General features: G+C 58.4%; 16 protein-coding genes and 1 tRNA gene (1 of these 17 only partly in view). 13 read left to right on the top strand and 4 right to left on the bottom strand.

The features are described 5' to 3' along the window. The 7 genes from ispE to rplI all read left to right on the top strand — a co-directional run. Window positions 1-51: the 3' end of a 4-(cytidine 5'-diphospho)-2-C-methyl-D-erythritol kinase gene (gene ispE, locus N3C12_13430; GenBank protein ID MCX8073434.1), read on the top strand. 846 nt of this gene lie to the left of the window's left edge; only the last 51 of its 897 coding nucleotides appear in the window; its start codon lies beyond the left edge, outside the window; the stop codon is at window positions 49-51. Then, window positions 52-124, top strand: a tRNA-Gln gene (locus N3C12_13425). 31 nt (window positions 125-155) lie between these two features. Beyond that, the gene (locus tag N3C12_13420; GenBank protein ID MCX8073433.1) at window positions 156-1,100 is read left to right on the top strand and encodes a ribose-phosphate pyrophosphokinase; all 945 of its coding nucleotides are present in this window, start codon (window positions 156-158) and stop codon (window positions 1,098-1,100) included. A gap of 39 nt (window positions 1,101-1,139) precedes the next feature. After that, complete coding sequence (locus tag N3C12_13415; protein ID MCX8073432.1) at window positions 1,140-1,802, top strand: 50S ribosomal protein L25/general stress protein Ctc; 663 nt, start codon at window positions 1,140-1,142, stop codon at window positions 1,800-1,802. Window positions 1,803-1,844: 42 nt separating this feature from the next. Continuing rightward, window positions 1,845-2,219, top strand: a complete 375-nt coding sequence (rpsF, locus tag N3C12_13410) for a 30S ribosomal protein S6 (protein ID MCX8073431.1) — start codon at window positions 1,845-1,847, stop codon at window positions 2,217-2,219. Further along, complete coding sequence (gene rpsR / locus N3C12_13405) at window positions 2,216-2,515, top strand: 30S ribosomal protein S18 (GenBank protein MCX8073430.1); 300 nt, start codon at window positions 2,216-2,218, stop codon at window positions 2,513-2,515. Before rpsF ends, rpsR begins: the two co-directional genes overlap by 4 nt. Window positions 2,516-2,643: 128 nt before the next feature. After that, the gene (gene rplI, locus N3C12_13400) at window positions 2,644-3,090 is read left to right on the top strand and encodes a 50S ribosomal protein L9 (protein MCX8073429.1); all 447 of its coding nucleotides are present in this window, start codon (window positions 2,644-2,646) and stop codon (window positions 3,088-3,090) included. Window positions 3,091-3,148: 58 nt separating this feature from the next. Here the strand turns inward: rplI and N3C12_13395 are convergent, their stop codons facing one another. Genes N3C12_13395 through N3C12_13385 form a run of 3 tightly spaced genes read right to left on the bottom strand, consistent with a single transcriptional unit; the run spans window position 3,149 to window position 4,913 of the window. Continuing rightward, window positions 3,149-3,601, bottom strand: a complete 453-nt coding sequence (locus N3C12_13395; protein MCX8073428.1) for a TIGR03668 family PPOX class F420-dependent oxidoreductase — start codon at window positions 3,599-3,601, stop codon at window positions 3,149-3,151. Then, window positions 3,591-4,607: a ribonuclease Z gene (locus N3C12_13390; protein MCX8073427.1), complete on the bottom strand. Its 1,017-nt coding sequence runs from the start codon at window positions 4,605-4,607 to the stop codon at window positions 3,591-3,593. The genes N3C12_13395 and N3C12_13390 overlap by 11 nt, the downstream gene beginning before the upstream one ends. 9 nt (window positions 4,608-4,616) lie before the next feature. Next, the gene (locus N3C12_13385) at window positions 4,617-4,913 is read right to left on the bottom strand and encodes a hypothetical protein (protein ID MCX8073426.1); all 297 of its coding nucleotides are present in this window, start codon (window positions 4,911-4,913) and stop codon (window positions 4,617-4,619) included. Window positions 4,914-4,968: 55 nt separating this feature from the next. Here N3C12_13385 and N3C12_13380 point away from each other — a divergent pair, with 55 nt between their 5' ends. Continuing rightward, a complete protein-coding gene (locus tag N3C12_13380) occupies window positions 4,969-6,549 on the top strand; it encodes a hypothetical protein (GenBank protein ID MCX8073425.1) in 1,581 nt (526 codons plus the stop codon). A gap of 44 nt (window positions 6,550-6,593) precedes the next feature. On the opposite strand, the gene N3C12_13375 is transcribed toward N3C12_13380, so the two are convergent. Beyond that, window positions 6,594-7,889, bottom strand: coding sequence for an NAD(P)/FAD-dependent oxidoreductase (locus tag N3C12_13375; GenBank protein ID MCX8073424.1), 1,296 nt, complete (start codon window positions 7,887-7,889; stop codon window positions 6,594-6,596). A 97-nt stretch (window positions 7,890-7,986) separates the two neighbouring features. Here N3C12_13375 and tilS point away from each other — a divergent pair, with 97 nt between their 5' ends. From tilS to glmM, 5 genes are all read left to right on the top strand, one after another. Next, complete coding sequence (gene tilS / locus N3C12_13370) at window positions 7,987-9,387, top strand: tRNA lysidine(34) synthetase TilS (protein MCX8073423.1); 1,401 nt, start codon at window positions 7,987-7,989, stop codon at window positions 9,385-9,387. 90 nt (window positions 9,388-9,477) lie between these two features. Further along, a complete protein-coding gene (gene ftsH, locus N3C12_13365) occupies window positions 9,478-11,322 on the top strand; it encodes an ATP-dependent zinc metalloprotease FtsH (protein ID MCX8073422.1) in 1,845 nt (614 codons plus the stop codon). Between the two features lie 158 nt (window positions 11,323-11,480). After that, entirely contained in the window at window positions 11,481-12,230 is a 750-nt protein-coding gene (gene cdaA / locus N3C12_13360) for a diadenylate cyclase CdaA (GenBank protein ID MCX8073421.1), read from the top strand. A 13-nt stretch (window positions 12,231-12,243) separates the two neighbouring features. Continuing rightward, entirely contained in the window at window positions 12,244-13,242 is a 999-nt protein-coding gene (locus N3C12_13355) for a CdaR family protein (GenBank protein ID MCX8073420.1), read from the top strand. Between the two features lie 117 nt (window positions 13,243-13,359). Beyond that, the gene (gene glmM / locus N3C12_13350) at window positions 13,360-14,724 is read left to right on the top strand and encodes a phosphoglucosamine mutase (protein ID MCX8073419.1); all 1,365 of its coding nucleotides are present in this window, start codon (window positions 13,360-13,362) and stop codon (window positions 14,722-14,724) included. Window positions 14,725-14,726: the final 2 nt, after the last annotated feature.

Here is a 14,726-nt window from a genome sequence, read left to right as displayed (position 1 = left end):
GTACAAACACTGACACAAACTTGGATCTTTTGTTACTGGTGTGCAGGGTGATGGGCGGTAGCCAAGCTGGCAAGGCACCGGTCTTTGGAACCGGCAATCGAAGGTTCGAATCCTTCCCGCCCAGTTAATTCAGATTGGCGTCCGTGGGGCCTACAGTGCGCGACGAGATCAAGGTGTTTGCTGGAAATTCAAACCCAGCGCTTGCGGATGCGGTGTGTGCGTATCTCCGTGTGCACCGTGGGGCAGCGGAGGTCCGGCGATTTAGCGATGGCGAAGTCCTGGTCGAAATCAAAGAAAACGTTCGCGGCGGAGATGTTTTTGTCATCCAATCAACCTGTACGCCCGTGAACGATAATCTCATTGAGCTCCTACTGATGTTGGACGCATTTCGCCGGGCTTCGGCAAAGCGCATTACGGCCGTGATTCCGTATTACGGCTACGCCCGACAGGACCGCAAGGTGGCCCCGCGGGTGCCGATCAGCGCAAAGTTGGTGGCAGACTTGATTACGACTGCGGGCGCTTCTCGTGTGCTAACCGTGGATCTACACGCGGGGCAAATCCAAGGCTTCTTTAATGTGCCTGTAGACAATCTGTTCGCGACCCCGGTACTTTTGCGATACATTCGTGAGCGATTGCCCACCGACGAAATTACGGTAGTATCGCCCGACGCTGGAGGCGTTGAGCGTGCTCGAGCATTTGCCAAGCACCTGGACGCTGGCCTCGCGATTATCGACAAGAGGCGCGCCCGGCCCAACGAAGTAGCGGAGATGCATATCGTGGGTGAGGTCCGCGGTCGTACAGCCGTACTCATCGACGATATGGTGGACACCGGCGGTACTTTGGCGGCAGCCGCGGAAGCGCTCATGGAAAACGGGGCAACAGAGGTCTTCGCTTGTTGCACGCACGCGGTATTGTCAGGAGGGGCCGTGCAACGGATCGAGGCGTCCTTGCTGAAGGAACTGATTGTGACGGACACGATCCCCTTGCGCCCCGAAGCTGCGGCAAGCAGCAAACTGAGGGTCTTGTCCGTTGCTCACCTTCTGGGAGAAGCGATTCGGCGGACCCACTATGAAGAATCGATCAGTTCCCTGTTTGTTTGAATCACAAAGACGCTGATCAGCTACGGGAGAGTGTAAATTATGGAAATCCTCGAGTTGCTGGTGGAACTTAGGGATGAGCTGGGTAAAGGTGCCGCACGACGGCTCAGGCGTGCGGGTAAGGTGCCTGCGATCCTTTACGGCCCAAAACGCGAGCCTCTGGCGCTCGCCGTGCCGACCCGGGAGTTCCGTCAGAAGGTTGCCGCCCTCGAGGGGGCCCACTTGATTCGTTTAGTAAACGAGAACTTGAAGGTAGTAAACGAGAACTTGAAGGAGTGCGTGGCGGTTGTGCGGGATATGCAGTTGCACCCGGTTTCGAGCGCGATCCTCCACGTGGACTTCTACGAAGTGGACCTGGCCGCCAAGCTGACAGTCTCAGCTCCCTTACACTTTGTTGGAAAGGCTGCGGGAGTCGCGCTTGGAGGAATCCTGCAACCCCTCCGCCGTGAAATTGAGGTTCGCTGTTTACCGATGCAGATTCCCGAGCACGTTGAAGTGGATGTCTCGCACCTGGGCATTCACGATACCATCCACGTGAGCGAATTACGCTTGCCGGAAGGCGTCGAGGTTGTGTACACGGAAGATTTTCCCGTGGTTACAGTCTTGCCGCCCACAGTTGAGGAAGTTTCAGGCGCTCAGATGGTGGGCGAAGCACAAGCTGCAGCCCCAGGCGGTGAACCAGCGAAGGGGGGAACGGAAAAATAGGCCCGCTGCGGAGTGCGCGCGCGATGTGAAGGAGCAGGAGTGATGCGAGAATACGAGACGTTGTACGTTCAACATCCAGAGGCGCCAGAATCTCGTCAGCAAGAGATTAATGCGCGCGTGAGGAGCTTGATCCAAGACCATGGCGGCGAGATCGTTTCCGTGAAAAGCTGGGGATTGAAAGAACTTGCGTACCCGATTCAGAAGCAGAAGAAGGGTGTCTACTACCTGGTGAGGTACCGCGCCACACCCGCCGTCGTCAACGAGCTCGAGCGCAATCTAAAAATCCTGGACGAGGTGATTCGTTTCATCACGGTGCGTATTCCCGAGCACGTGCTCAAGAGCCAGCGCCTCACGGGAGGTGTTGAGCATCGCAGCTCAAGAGAGGATGAAGCGGTCGAGGAGGTTACTGACCGATGACAACCACCACCCAGAAAGATGGAGCAGGAAAGAAAGCTCGTCCGGCGGCCGACGAGAAGGTTCCGTTTCGAAGACGAGGGCCCGGCCGGCGCAAAGTGTGCCGCTTTTGTGCCGACAAAGTTGGTTGGATCGACTACAAAGATGCCAAAACCTTGGCCGGATTTCTCACGGAGCGGGGAAAAATAGTTCCAAGTCGCGTCACGGGGAACTGCGCAAAGCATCAACGCCAGTTGACAGTTGCGATTAAGCGCGCACGTACGGTGGCACTGTTGCCGTATACAGTAACCGAGGTGTAGTAATTACCCTACTTTGGGTGGACAGAGAGAACCTAACATTCATGCATGCCGCCAATTCCGCGAGCATGACGGTGTCCACAAACTGAATCCGCAGAAGGTAAATCCGAACGCACGAAACGGAGCGCCCTATGGAAGTCATTCTGAAGGCGGAAATCCCCAACTTGGGACGCAGTGGAGAAATCGTGAAGGTTCGCCCGGGCTTTGCACGCAACTACCTGATTCCGCGTGGCTTGGCCGTGGTCGCCGATCGCCGCAATCGTCGTTTGCTGGAGCACGAGCAGAGGGTTGCGGCGACACGGTACGAGCGAGAAAAGCGAGCGAGCGAAGCTTTGGCGCAGAAACTCACACAGCTCACGCTTGTCGTGCGGATGCGCGCGGGGGAGGAGGGTAAGCTGTTCGGATCCGTCACGAATTTGGACCTCGAGCGCTTGTTGGCCGAGCGAGGGATCAAAGTGGAGCGGCGACGGATTCGGCTGGAGGAGCCAATTAAGACTCTCGGTGAGCATACGGTTCCTGTACACCTTCCCGCCGGCGTGGTCGCTCATCTGACGGTTGTTGTCGAGCCCGTGTCATAGGGGAGCAGAGAACCCAGAATGGCGCGCTTGCCTCAACGCCCCGCTTGGAACCGGTCTATTAGTCCTTCGGATGCGAACCCTGGCTCTCGCTGGCTCGCCAAAAATGCCACCGCTCGACTTCGATGCGAACCGCTGGGTTGGCCGTGAAGCTGAGGGGCATCGACTGGTAGTTGGGATAACGAGCTCGCAGCAAATCGATCGCGTGTTGCCATTCCTCGGCCTCACGAATTACCTGTGCAATGCCGTGCACTAAGACGAACGCTAGATGACTCCAGTCGGTGTCATAGCGGTCAATCACTAGAGCCACGCGTGGGTTTTCTTGGATGTTGCGCAGCCGCTTGATTCGTTCGGGATTCCGTTTCGGCTTGAGGTCGACGACGAAATAGAAGCGTCCGCGGTCATAGGCGAAACAAACCGGTACGACATGAGGCGTGCCCTGCCGATTGGCCGTGGCCAAATGGCCCACGGGGCACGCGAGAACTAAGTCGAGCGCAGGTCCCTCAAGGTTCATCTGGGGGCAACTCACCGCGAAATGTGGCTTGGGCCTCGGCAATTAACCGCTGCGCTTGCCCACTGTATCGCGGAGAAAAGTGAAACGTGCGAAGCTCGCGTACGCCCGCAAGTCGGGCCAAAGTGCCCGCCTGCCTGGCAGTGAGATGGTAGCGTTTCGACGCTTCGTCCCGATCTTCGTCAAGAAACAGAGATTCGCAGTACAAAATATCAGCCTTCTGAATGAGATTCACAATTCGTTCGACGTTCGCTCGGTGGAACAATGTATCCACGACGTAGCAAATTTTGGTGCCGGCCGTCTCTAAAACCAGTTCCCGTCGCAAGTCGCCGAGTTGGAATTGTTTGGTGTGTAACTGCCCCTGCTCGGTCCATTGGATCGTGATCGGCGTGCTGTCTGGTTCCGCATTCCGAATGCGCTCTTTGAGCTCATTCAACCAACGTCCAGGAGGTATCCCCAGCCGTTGCAGCGCGTCAGTGCGAATGTTCAATCGCACGGGCTCGCAGAGGGCAAAAGCGAGGCAGGGAATTCGATGATCAAGGATTGCCGCTTCCACCCAAAGGGAGGGCTCTCGGTGCAGGATCCCAGCGAATGGTCGTTCGCCAACTTCCTCCGCGGCAAAGCCTGTCTGCGCGCGGAAGCGATAAACGAGGACTTTCTCGGGCAGAACCTCATGAACAAGCAAAGAGAACGGATAGTTTTCCACGAGGTTCCATGTATAACCGCGGAGCTTCCCAGCGACGTTCTCGGCGAAGCCCGCCGGCCCGTAGAGCGCGAGCTCGACATCGCGCGCCAGAAACACTCTCAAGACTCTGTCAAAGCCCACAAAGTGGTCCAAGTGCGTGTGTGACACGAATACATGCGTCAGTCGCGCGATGGCTGGTCCGGGAAGTCGCTCGAGGTTTCCTAGGTCGAAGAGCAGCCCGCGGCCAAGCCAGCGAAGGTAGACATAGAGACCCGGGTCGCCAAACGGCCCATTGATCAGCCGCGGTGCGAAGGCCGATTTCACCAGACCAAACTATCCTTGTCCCTGAAGCTCCGCAAAGATGAGCGACGCCGTCTCGTGAAACATCTCTTGCAAGATCTCACGCAAGCTTTTTTGCGGGTCCTCAAGCTTTGCTACCAACGCGGACAAGACGGCAAAATATCTTTCCTTTTGTTCCCGCGGCATCGTGGCAAGCCGCGCTTCCATGGCGGTAACGAAGCGCTGCTGGGCTAGCAGAATGTCCCCTTCCAGTACCTGCGTTGCTTGGTCGACAAATTCGCTCGTCTTGGCCACGCGCTCACGGTTACCTTGCTGAATTGGGAGTTTCAAGGTAATCGCCTCGCCGCTCTAGGGAAGGGAACGGGACAACTTGAGGATGGTACGCGTGGCAGCACGTGGGTGCATGGTAGCCTTGATAGGGGCTTTGGCGAGCTGTTGGCTCCCTGCTCAGGGATGGGGATACCGCGTGGATTGGGCGGGGAAACGCATCGAGCTAGGCGTCACACTGTCGGCCCGCGAGGTTTTCGAAGAAAACCGATCCACTCAGCGTGAACGCACACAGGGCAGGGTACGCCTAACGCCCCGCATCGACTGGAATCGCAACCTTCGATTTGCCGCGGCTATTGGCGGGGTGATTGGTGGGCCAACGATGCTCGCGACAAAGGGCGGAGTAATTCATTGGCGAAGGGTCTTTCAAGATCTATCGCCAGCTGTCGACTTCGAAGAATTTTACGTCGATGCGAATTGGGGCAGCTTTGATCTGCGTTTGGGCAAACAGCGGATTAGCTGGGGAAAGCTGGACCGATTTTCCCCAGTGGACGTATTGAACTCGCTTTCGTACTTCGACCCTTTCCTGCTTGAGGAAGCAGAGAGGAAGGTGGGAACTCCAGCGGCATTGTTGACCTATTCGCTGCCCGTACGCGACAGTGTTGATGACCTTCGGCTGACCTTTGCCTGGGCTCCGCTCTATCTGCCCTACAGATTTCCTGTCGCCAGCTGCCGAACGGTCGGCAGCAGTACGTCGCAATGCGAGGCTGAGCGGTGGTTCCCCCCTGCTGCGGTACCGCCCTCAGTGTTCTCCATTCCGGCAGGGGCCTTGCCGATTCCAGGTGGAGGGATCAGCCCGGACGTTGCGGTGCCGCTTTCATTTCGGCTGATCAACCAGGCTCCGCGGGCGACCTTTCGCGATGGGTCCTTCGCTGCCCGACTCGCTACGACTGTTCATCAGGTCGATACGGCCGCTTATTTCTACCATGGCTATGACATCCAGCCAGCTTTTTCTTTCCGAGCATGGGCAACTGGTGATCCTGACCCCAACCCCGCCAACCCATTGCACGTGACAAACCTGCGGGGAAAGACGTTTCTCCTCCCGGTCTTTAAGTCAATCGATCTTTGGGGATTCGACGTAGCCCATTCGCGCGGACCATTTGCGTTCCGAGGAGAGGTCGCATTTGTCAGTGGCCGTCCATATGCCCGTGAAGTTCGGAGCTTACTGTCTGACTCTGCGGAATTCGCGCGAGAAGTGCTGCGGGGTCTGCAGGACTTGGCTCGCGGTGCCGGCGTAACTCCTGTTGCGCTTCCGGATGCGTTCGTAACCCGTGATGCCGTCGAGTGGGGGGCTGGGATGGACTACCAACACCGTGGTTGGCTCACCGTTTTGCAGGTCAACCAAACAAACCTCCTGAAGAGTAGGGGAAGCGAACGCTTGCTAATCCGCGACGTCGAGACCCGCGTCTTTTTGACCTTGCGCAAAAACTTCCTCGCGGAGCGCTTACAGGTGCATGGCCTCGGTGGCTACGGCATCGATAGCAGCTACTCGTTCTTGCGGCCGCGATTAATCTACAAGTGGTCGGATTGGCTCGCTACCGAACTTGGATACCTGTTTATTGCCGGGAGGAAACGGTCCGTCGTCGGCCAATATCGCCGCAACGACGAGGGTTGGATCACGTTGTCTGTGCGATTCTGATTTTCCGCTTCCGAAACCGCCGGAGTGCCAACGCAGCACTCGTGTTAGGCTAGGTCTTCTAGGAGCAGTTTCGCCACCCTTCGGCCGAGTTGCACAGCGTAGTTCGTACCGCGATCCCAAGGGTACACCTGGCTCATCGAGGCAAAATAAAGTCCACGGATTGGGGTACGAAGATCAGGAATGTTCTCCGAGTGATTTACGAAGGGAATCGGTTGCGCGTAGTTCGTGCGAAACAACCACGAGTTTCGGACCCAACTGCGTTCAAAAGCGGGGTTGAATCGCGGAAAGGACGCGATGAAGCGCTCGAGTAGCTCTTCGCGTGAGAGGCGGAAGTACTCGTGCCCGGGTTCCAGGTAGTCCCCACAATACACGAGGTGATCTCCCCCGAAGTTTTCGGCTGAAACGAAGTTGGTGTGCTCCACTAACGCGAGAAATGGAAAGCCAGCCGACTTCGGCAGATTGTGCCAGTAAAAGGACGTTAAGGGGCGGTCCAGCGCGACGATGAGGACAACCGCTCCCAGCGATCGTAAGGATCTGAGCTTGTCCGCGTAACTCGCGGGTAACGCGGGGATCATCCGTGCGGCCAACGCTGGGGATGATGTACAAATGACGGCGTCGAACACTTGTTGCTCTTGCAATGTCTCGACGACCAGACCGCCATCGTCTTGCGGTGCAATCCCCGTCACGGTCGTTCGCAGCCGGATCTTCACCCCGTTGCTTTCCAGAACGGCCCCAAAGCGGTCGAAAAATGCTTGAAACCCTCCCGCAAACGTACCCAGCCTTGTTGTCCGCGACTTAATCCGGGCCCAGAACCAAGCCATGTTGACCAGATGGGCATGTTCCTCCCCGAACTTGCCGACGAGCATCGGTTCCCAAATCGTTTCGTAGATCCGGCTACCAGCCCACCGGCGTAACCATTGCGAGGCAGGCACTTGCTCCAGAGGTTTCCAGCGCGGTGTCAAACGCAGATAGAGGCCTACCAGCCCGAAACGAAGCACATCGTGCACGGGAAAACGAGGAAAGAAGAAGCGGATGGCCGTCCCGATGGAATCGGCAGGGTAAAACTGGCCTTCGTGGTAGAGAACCGTGTAGGGACGCGGAAAGAGCACGTCAGATTCCCAACCTAGCTCCTTAATGAGGCCGAGAATGGCCGCGTCTGACTGGAACCAGTGGTGGTAGAATTTCTCCAGTGACCAGTTCCAATGAGGCTCACGAAAGCCTCCGGCCAAGCCACCGACGTTCTCCGCGCCTTCGTAAATCGTTACCGCATGACCAGCGCGAGCCAAATCGTACGCCGCGGCGAGGCCCGCGGGTCCCGCTCCCACGATAGCGATGTGCATGCATTGCCCGATAGCAGGGTTCCCCGCGGTTTGCTTGCACTTGCCTGCAACCGAAGCGGTTTGCACGAAACACGAACCGTGCAAGAGTAATTGATGCATGCTGGTAAAGCGTCACTGGTTCTTGCGCAAAGTGTGGCGAACGGTTCGCAGGCACGAGATGCTCCGTCCGGGTGAGCGCGTTGTCGTGGCTGTGTCTGGCGGCGGCGATTCGGTGGCACTGCTGGTTGCGTTGGCCAAGATCGCTCCGCATCTCGGCCTGGAATTGATTGTAGGTCACTTGAACCACCAGCTCCGTCCCTCAGCGTCCGAAGATCAACAGTTCGTCGTGGAGCTGGGTAGGCAGCTCGGCCTCCCCGTTGACACGGAGTCGCTGGCCGCCGAGGTCTTGGCTGCGGGGAACGTAGAGGCGAAAGCGAGATCGTATCGTTATCGGTACCTGCGCAAAGTCGCTCGACGATTTCACTGCTCAAAAATTGCAACCGGGCACACGCTCGACGACCAAGCTGAAACGGTTGTGTTGAGGATGTTGCGGGGCACTGGATTTCGAGGGCTTCGCGGCATTCTGCCGATTCGAGGCGACGGCGTGATTCGGCCGCTCATCGAGTGCCGCCGTGAAGAAGCCAGGGAGTTTTTGACCGAGCTCGCCATCCCGTGGCGCGAGGATGATACCAACACGGACCCTCGTTTCTTTCGCAACCGTGTCCGCCACTCAGTCCTCCCGGTGCTGTCAGCCGAAGTACCCGCAGCACCCCGTATCCTGGCCAGGTTGGCGGCCGATACGCGGGATGATTTTGCCGCTTACGCAGCCCTTCTCGAAGAAAAACTAAGGTCCGTGGAAACTGGCGACGGAGCGCTCGCCATCGCTTCGCTCCGCGAAATGGCACCCCCGATCCGGCGGTCACTCCTACGATTGTGGCTCGCTCGACAGATGGGGCAGAGCGCGCCACCTTCGCTTGTCGCCCAGCTTGACGCCCAACTGAGCGGTGGCCGGGGCATCTTCGTAACCCTGCCTGGCCAAGCGGCCGCTCAGGTGACGGCGGCTCAAGGGCGGCTCGTTTGTGGGGTTCCCTTTGGTGAAAAAATTGCGGTGACCGATCAATGGGGCCCGATTTCGTTGCTGCCCGACACCTCTTACGATTTACCAGGCGGGTGGCAACTACGGGTGGAAGCCTGCTCCGTGCGGCCCGACGATGTGACTCAGCTGGGTCGCGACGAGTGCGTCGCCCTGGTTGATGCGGACGCACTCCAAGGTACCTTGCTTGCCCGCCCGTGTAAAAGAGGAGACGCGGTTGTGCCCTTCGGCATGATGGGTAGGCGGAAGCTTCAGGACATTTTCACGGATAAAAAGGTCCCTCGGTCACAACGTTGGGGTCGGCCGCTCGTGGCCGACGCCGCAAGGGTGCTCTGGGTGCCAGGAGTGGTTCGTAGTAATCACGCTCTGGTGACAGCGAACTCATGCCGCATCTGGCGGCTGTGTGCCGCAAGGAGTAACGGCTAGAGGGCGCACGAGAAGCACGTTGCCGCCCCAAAATGCATGTGTTAGCGTGCAACCCGTGCTTCGATCGTTGCGTAGGTGGCGAAGTCCCTTATGACGAATCAGTTCTCCCGTAATGTCGCCCTATGGCTGGTTATGGGCTTACTTTTTCTACTGCTGTTCAACGTCTTCAGCCGGCAGCAGACGAAAGAGCCCGAGGTCATTTTCAGCGACTTCATCGGTGCCGTAGAAAAAGGCGAAGTGGCGCAGGTAACGATTCAGGGACAGAACATTCGGGGCCGGTATGCTACGGGAGAGCGTTTTAAGACGTTTGCTCCTCAAGATCCTGATCTGGTAAAACTGCTGCGCGACAAGGGCGTAAAGATTGAAGCTCGCCCCGAGGAGGGCGAACCCTGGTATCTGGTGCTGTTCGTGCAGTGGTTCCCCATGCTTCTGCTCATTGCCGTATGGATTTTTTTCATGCGGCAAATGCAGATCGGTGGCGGTAAGGCGATGGCTTTTGGGAAGAGCCGCGCGAAGATGCTCACCGAGAACTCTCAACGAGTGACGTTTAGTGATGTGGCGGGGGTAGACGAGGCGAAGGAGGAGCTCGAAGAGATCATTGCTTTTTTGAAGGACCCCAAAAAGTTCACGAAGCTAGGAGGCCGGATTCCAAAGGGCGTCCTGCTGGTTGGCCCCCCCGGTACCGGGAAGACCCTGCTGGCGCGCGCCATCGCCGGAGAGGCGGGCGTCCCCTTTTTCTCGATCAGCGGCTCGGACTTCGTGGAGATGTTTGTTGGTGTCGGGGCCTCGCGTGTTCGCGACTTGTTCGTGCAAGGCAAGAAAAATGCACCCTGCATTATTTTCATCGACGAGATTGATGCTGTTGGTCGCCATCGGGGCGCCGGGCTCGGTGGGGGGCACGATGAGCGTGAACAAACGCTGAACCAACTTCTCGTCGAGATGGATGGATTTGAAACTAACGAAGGTGTCATTTTGATCGCGGCGACGAACAGGCCCGACGTTTTGGATCCTGCACTGCTTCGTCCTGGGCGCTTCGATCGACGGGTGGTCGTTCCTCGCCCCGATGTGAAAGGCCGTGAAGGGATTCTGCGCGTCCACACGCGACGCGTCCCGATCGCCGAGGATGTGGACTTGGCATTGCTGGCGCGCAGTACACCGGGCTTTGCGGGGGCGGACCTGGAGAACTTGGTCAATGAGGCTGCGTTGCTCGCGGCGCGGCAAAATAAAGATAAGGTCAGTATGGCGGACTTTGAGCTCGCCAAGGATAAGGTCCTCATGGGTGTGGAGCGCAAGAGCATGATCATGAGTCCGGAAGAGAAGCGCAGTACAGCCTATCACGAGGCCGGCCACGCTCTTGTCGCTAAGTTGCTCCCAGGAGCCGATCCGGTGCACAAGGTTTCCATTATCCCGCGCGGTATGGCTCTGGGAATCACCCAGCAAGTTCCCGCGGATGACCGTCACTCTTACTCGCGGGACCAAATCCTGGCACAAATTACAATCCTCTTCGGTGGGCGAGCCGCAGAAGAGCTGGTGTTAGGCCAGATCACTACTGGCGCCGCGAACGACATCGAGCGTGCCACAGAGTGGGCGCGGAAGATGGTTTGCCAGTGGGGCATGAGCGAAAAACTTGGCCCGATGACCTTTGGGAAAAAGGAAGAGCAAATTTTCTTGGGCAGGGATTTTACTCAGCTCCAAGATTATTCCGAGCACACGGCGGTGGAGATCGACAACGAAGTGCGCCGCCTGATCAACGAATGCTACCAGCGGGCTCGGGATCTTCTTGCTGCCAACATTGCCATCCTTCACCGTCTCGCGGAAACGTTGCTCGAGAAGGAAGTGCTGGACGGCGCTGAAATCGACGCGATCATTCGCAGCCAGAAAGAAGTCCAGGCCAAGGCAGAGGGGTGGCGCGCAAGTGCTGGAATGACGGCATAGACGGACATACCCTTGCCCGCTTAAGCGTGGCCACTTCTCAAGTAGGGCCTGGGCCGTTGGGTAGTTGGTCGATTGTGGGGGCTGGGGCGCGGTCGATCGCGATTCCCTGGCGACTGCGGCGTCCTGTGGTCTTTCGCCGCTTTTTAGGCTGAGTGGCAATGTTGGATTTCTTGACCACCCTCCGAATTCAAGACGCGATCGACATCCTTGTCATCGCTTACATTATCTACCGCATTATCGACCTCATTCGGGGCACCCGCGCTGTCCAAATGTTGATAGGGCTCGGCGTTGTCTTCCTCGCTTTTCTCTCGTCCCAGTATTTCGAGCTTTATACGCTGAATTGGATCTTGGACAATTTCTTGAGCTCCATCCTGCTGGTCATCATCGTGATCTTCCAGGACGACATTCGGCGAGCACTCACGCAGGTGGGAACCCGTCCCTTTTTCGGCACGGCTAAGTGGATCGAACGAGAAGAGTTGGAAGAGATTGTGCGCGCCGCGGTTGCCTTGGCGAGCAAGAGGATCGGGGCACTGATCGTTCTTCAGCGGGAAGTCGGCTTGAACGAGTACGTTGAAGTCGGCACCCGTTTAGATGCTCGAGTCAGTAAGGAGTTAATTCTCAGCATCTTCCTACCGAGTTCTCCAATCCACGATGGAGCCATCATTATCCACCACGGCCGGATCATTGCTGCCGGCTGCTTCCTTCCCCTGACGTCGAACCCGCACGTCAGCCGTACCTTGGGGACGCGTCATCGAGCGGCCATCGGGTTGACCGAAGAGACCGATGCGGTGGTCGTGGTCATATCCGAAGAGGAGGGCGCAATCTCTTTAGTGCGAGAGGGCCGCATCACTCGCGACGTGGACGCCGGAACGTTGCGGACTACGTTGCAGAAATTATTGGGCGCGTGAAATAAGACGGCTCATGGCTCGCTTCCTGGAGGCCTTGCGCCGTGCCGTGACCGCCATCTGGGACCCGCGCCGCTGGTGGCAGGCGCTGACCCACAACTTGTTACTAAAGATCCTCTCCCTCGCCATCGCCTTCGGGCTGTGGAGCTTCGTAAATTTCGGCGAGCGCGATACGGTGGAAACCGTTAAGGTCGCGCTCGAGCTGCGCAATCTCCCTCCGAACCTGATGATCACAAGTCCGCGGCCCGATTTCGTCGAAGTACAGTTGATTGGACCACGGACTTTGCTGGGGAGAATCGACCGGAACCGGCTCGCCCTCCCAATAGATTTGAACGGCGTCCGCCCGGGACCAGCCGTTTTCCGGCTGAGCCCGGAAGCGTTAGTTTTGCCCCGCGGAGTCCGCGTGCAGCGCATCACTCCAGCGCAAGTCACTTTGGAGCTCGAGCGTGTGGGGCATAAAATCGTCCCGGTGCGCTTGCGCTTGCACGGCCGGCTCAGGCCTGAGTTTCAAATGGCCGAAACGAAAATTGCACCTGAAATGGTCGAAGTGATCGGCCCCGCCTCCACGATTGAGGACGTGACGGTTGCTTATACGCAGCCCATCGACATCAGTAACGTGGAACCAGGGATCTTCGAGAGAGAGGTCGCCCTAGAGCCTGTCGGCGACTATGTGTCGTTCAGTGCCACGCGCGTCGTGGTGCAGCTCCGGGTCGAGGACGTTATTACCACTCGGGAGCTGCGCCGCGTGCCCATCGAAGTTCGGAATGCGCGCAGCTCCGCGGCGGTGACACCCGGTACCGTCCGCGTCCTGCTACGCGGACCGAAGCGCTTACTTCAGGAGGCTGGAATCGAGGAACGCCTCGCTTACGTGGATGCGTCCGGCAAAAGCCCCGGAAGGCATCGCTTGGCGGTTGTGTACGATCCGCCGGCTGGAGCTGAAGTGGTTTCGATCGAACCTCCAGATGTGCTGGTGAACCTTGCTGCTTCTCATGAACAACCTCGCGGTCGCCGCTGAATAGAGAAGAAGTCGAGTCGTGGGCTAGGCAACCGAGGCGGGATGGGCAGGTCTCCGGAACGGAAGCGGTCACAGCTCTTTGCCGAGGCGGCAAAAGCGGTGTAAAAACCCCAAACCATGGCTCACCTCTTCGGTACGGACGGGATTCGCGGAGTTGCGAACAAACCACCGCTGGATCCTCTGACCGTGGTACGCATTGGACAGCACCTTCGTCAGCGTCAGCGCCGACTCGGTCGCAGCCAGCGCACGCTCGTTGCGCGAGACACACGAATTTCGGGCCCGATGATCGAGGCCGCTTTGGTCGCGGGGCTGTGCTCGGCAGGCGGCGAACCGTTGCTCGCTGGTGTCTTACCCACGCCGGCAGCAGCAAGGCTCGCCCGCCATCGGTTCGCCTGTGATTCCGTCGTGATCTCTGCCTCGCACAACCCTTGGCATGACAATGGTGTGAAGCTGATCGGGTCCGACGGTTACAAGTGGTCGTCTCAGGAGGAAGAGGAGTTCGAAGCCGCGCTGTTCTCTGGCGACCAACCTGTACCGGCGGAAGGCATCGGTGCGGCTGAAAGTAGCGTTGGTACGCCGACCCCGGTGACGGATGCGGCTGACTGGTACGTCGACTCCGTTTTGGAGTCGCTCCACGGACGGAAGAGCCTCGGCGGGTTACGTTTGGCAGTCGATTGCGCCAACGGTGCAGCTGTGCCGGTGGCGCCAGCCCTTTTTGAACAAGCGGGCGCACGCGTGACGGCGCTTGCCGCGGCGCCCGACGGTTACAACATCAACCTTAATTCCGGAGCGTTGTGCCCAAAGGCTTTGCAGGCCACCGTAGTCGAACAAGGCGCCGATGCGGGTGCTGCGTTTGACGGAGATGCTGACCGATTGGTGCTTGTCGATGAAACCGGTACGGTGCTGGATGGTGATGGCTTACTCTGGATCCTAGCCCGACATTTGGCTGAAACGGGGAAGCTTCGCCGTGCTGTCGTGGTGGGAACGGTGATGTCGAACTTCGGCTTGGAGAGGGCACTGGGCACCCTTGGCGTCCAGCTTGTGCGAGCACCGGTGGGCGACCGCTACGTCGTCGAGCTGATGCGGCAGAGTGGAAGCCAACTCGGAGGAGAACCATCGGGTCACATCGTTTGGCTCGACCACACAACGACCGGCGACGGGATACTCACGGCACTAGCGGTGTTGCAGATCGCGAGCTTGCGCCAGCGGCGCTTGAGCGAACTGCGCACGGGCCTCGACTTGTTGCCTCAGATTCAAACGAACGTTGAGGCTAAAAATCCACGTGCAGCGGTTGCAGACGAGCACGTGCAGCGGGTTACACGGGCTGCCGGAGAGGCGCTCGAAGGAAAAGGACGCGTTCTCGTACGTGCCTCGGGCACCGAGCCGGTGGTGCGGATTTTGGTGGAAGGCGAGGACGTAGGGCTGTTGGCAACTTGGGCGGAGGAGCTTGCAGCGGCCGTACGCGCGGTGTCGGCACGGTAACC

Source organism: Candidatus Binatia bacterium, from assembly GCA_026415395.1.
GTDB lineage: Bacteria > Desulfobacterota > Binatia > HRBIN30 > HRBIN30 > HRBIN30.
Note: the sequence above shows the minus strand (reverse complement) of the source record. Positions and strands in the feature narration are given on the sequence as shown.

Bases quoted from the DNA above. Each gene is read 5' to 3' on its own strand.
- tilS (MCX8073423.1), top strand. From the start codon at position 7,987: ATGCTGGTAAAGCGTCACTGGTTCTTGCGCAAAGTGTGGCGAACGGTT.
- cdaA (MCX8073421.1), top strand. From the start codon at position 11,481: ATGTTGGATTTCTTGACCACCCTCCGAATTCAAGACGCGATCGACATC.
- rpsR (MCX8073430.1), top strand. From the start codon at position 2,216: ATGACAACCACCACCCAGAAAGATGGAGCAGGAAAGAAAGCTCGTCCG.
- N3C12_13395 (MCX8073428.1), bottom strand. From the start codon at position 3,601: ATGAACCTTGAGGGACCTGCGCTCGACTTAGTTCTCGCGTGCCCCGTG.
- ftsH (MCX8073422.1), top strand. From the start codon at position 9,478: ATGACGAATCAGTTCTCCCGTAATGTCGCCCTATGGCTGGTTATGGGC.
- glmM (MCX8073419.1), top strand. From the start codon at position 13,360: ATGGCTCACCTCTTCGGTACGGACGGGATTCGCGGAGTTGCGAACAAA.
- N3C12_13355 (MCX8073420.1), top strand. From the start codon at position 12,244: ATGGCTCGCTTCCTGGAGGCCTTGCGCCGTGCCGTGACCGCCATCTGG.
- N3C12_13415 (MCX8073432.1), top strand. From the start codon at position 1,140: ATGGAAATCCTCGAGTTGCTGGTGGAACTTAGGGATGAGCTGGGTAAA.
- rpsF (MCX8073431.1), top strand. From the start codon at position 1,845: ATGCGAGAATACGAGACGTTGTACGTTCAACATCCAGAGGCGCCAGAA.
- N3C12_13375 (MCX8073424.1), bottom strand. From the start codon at position 7,889: ATGCACATCGCTATCGTGGGAGCGGGACCCGCGGGCCTCGCCGCGGCG.
- rplI (MCX8073429.1), top strand. From the start codon at position 2,644: ATGGAAGTCATTCTGAAGGCGGAAATCCCCAACTTGGGACGCAGTGGA.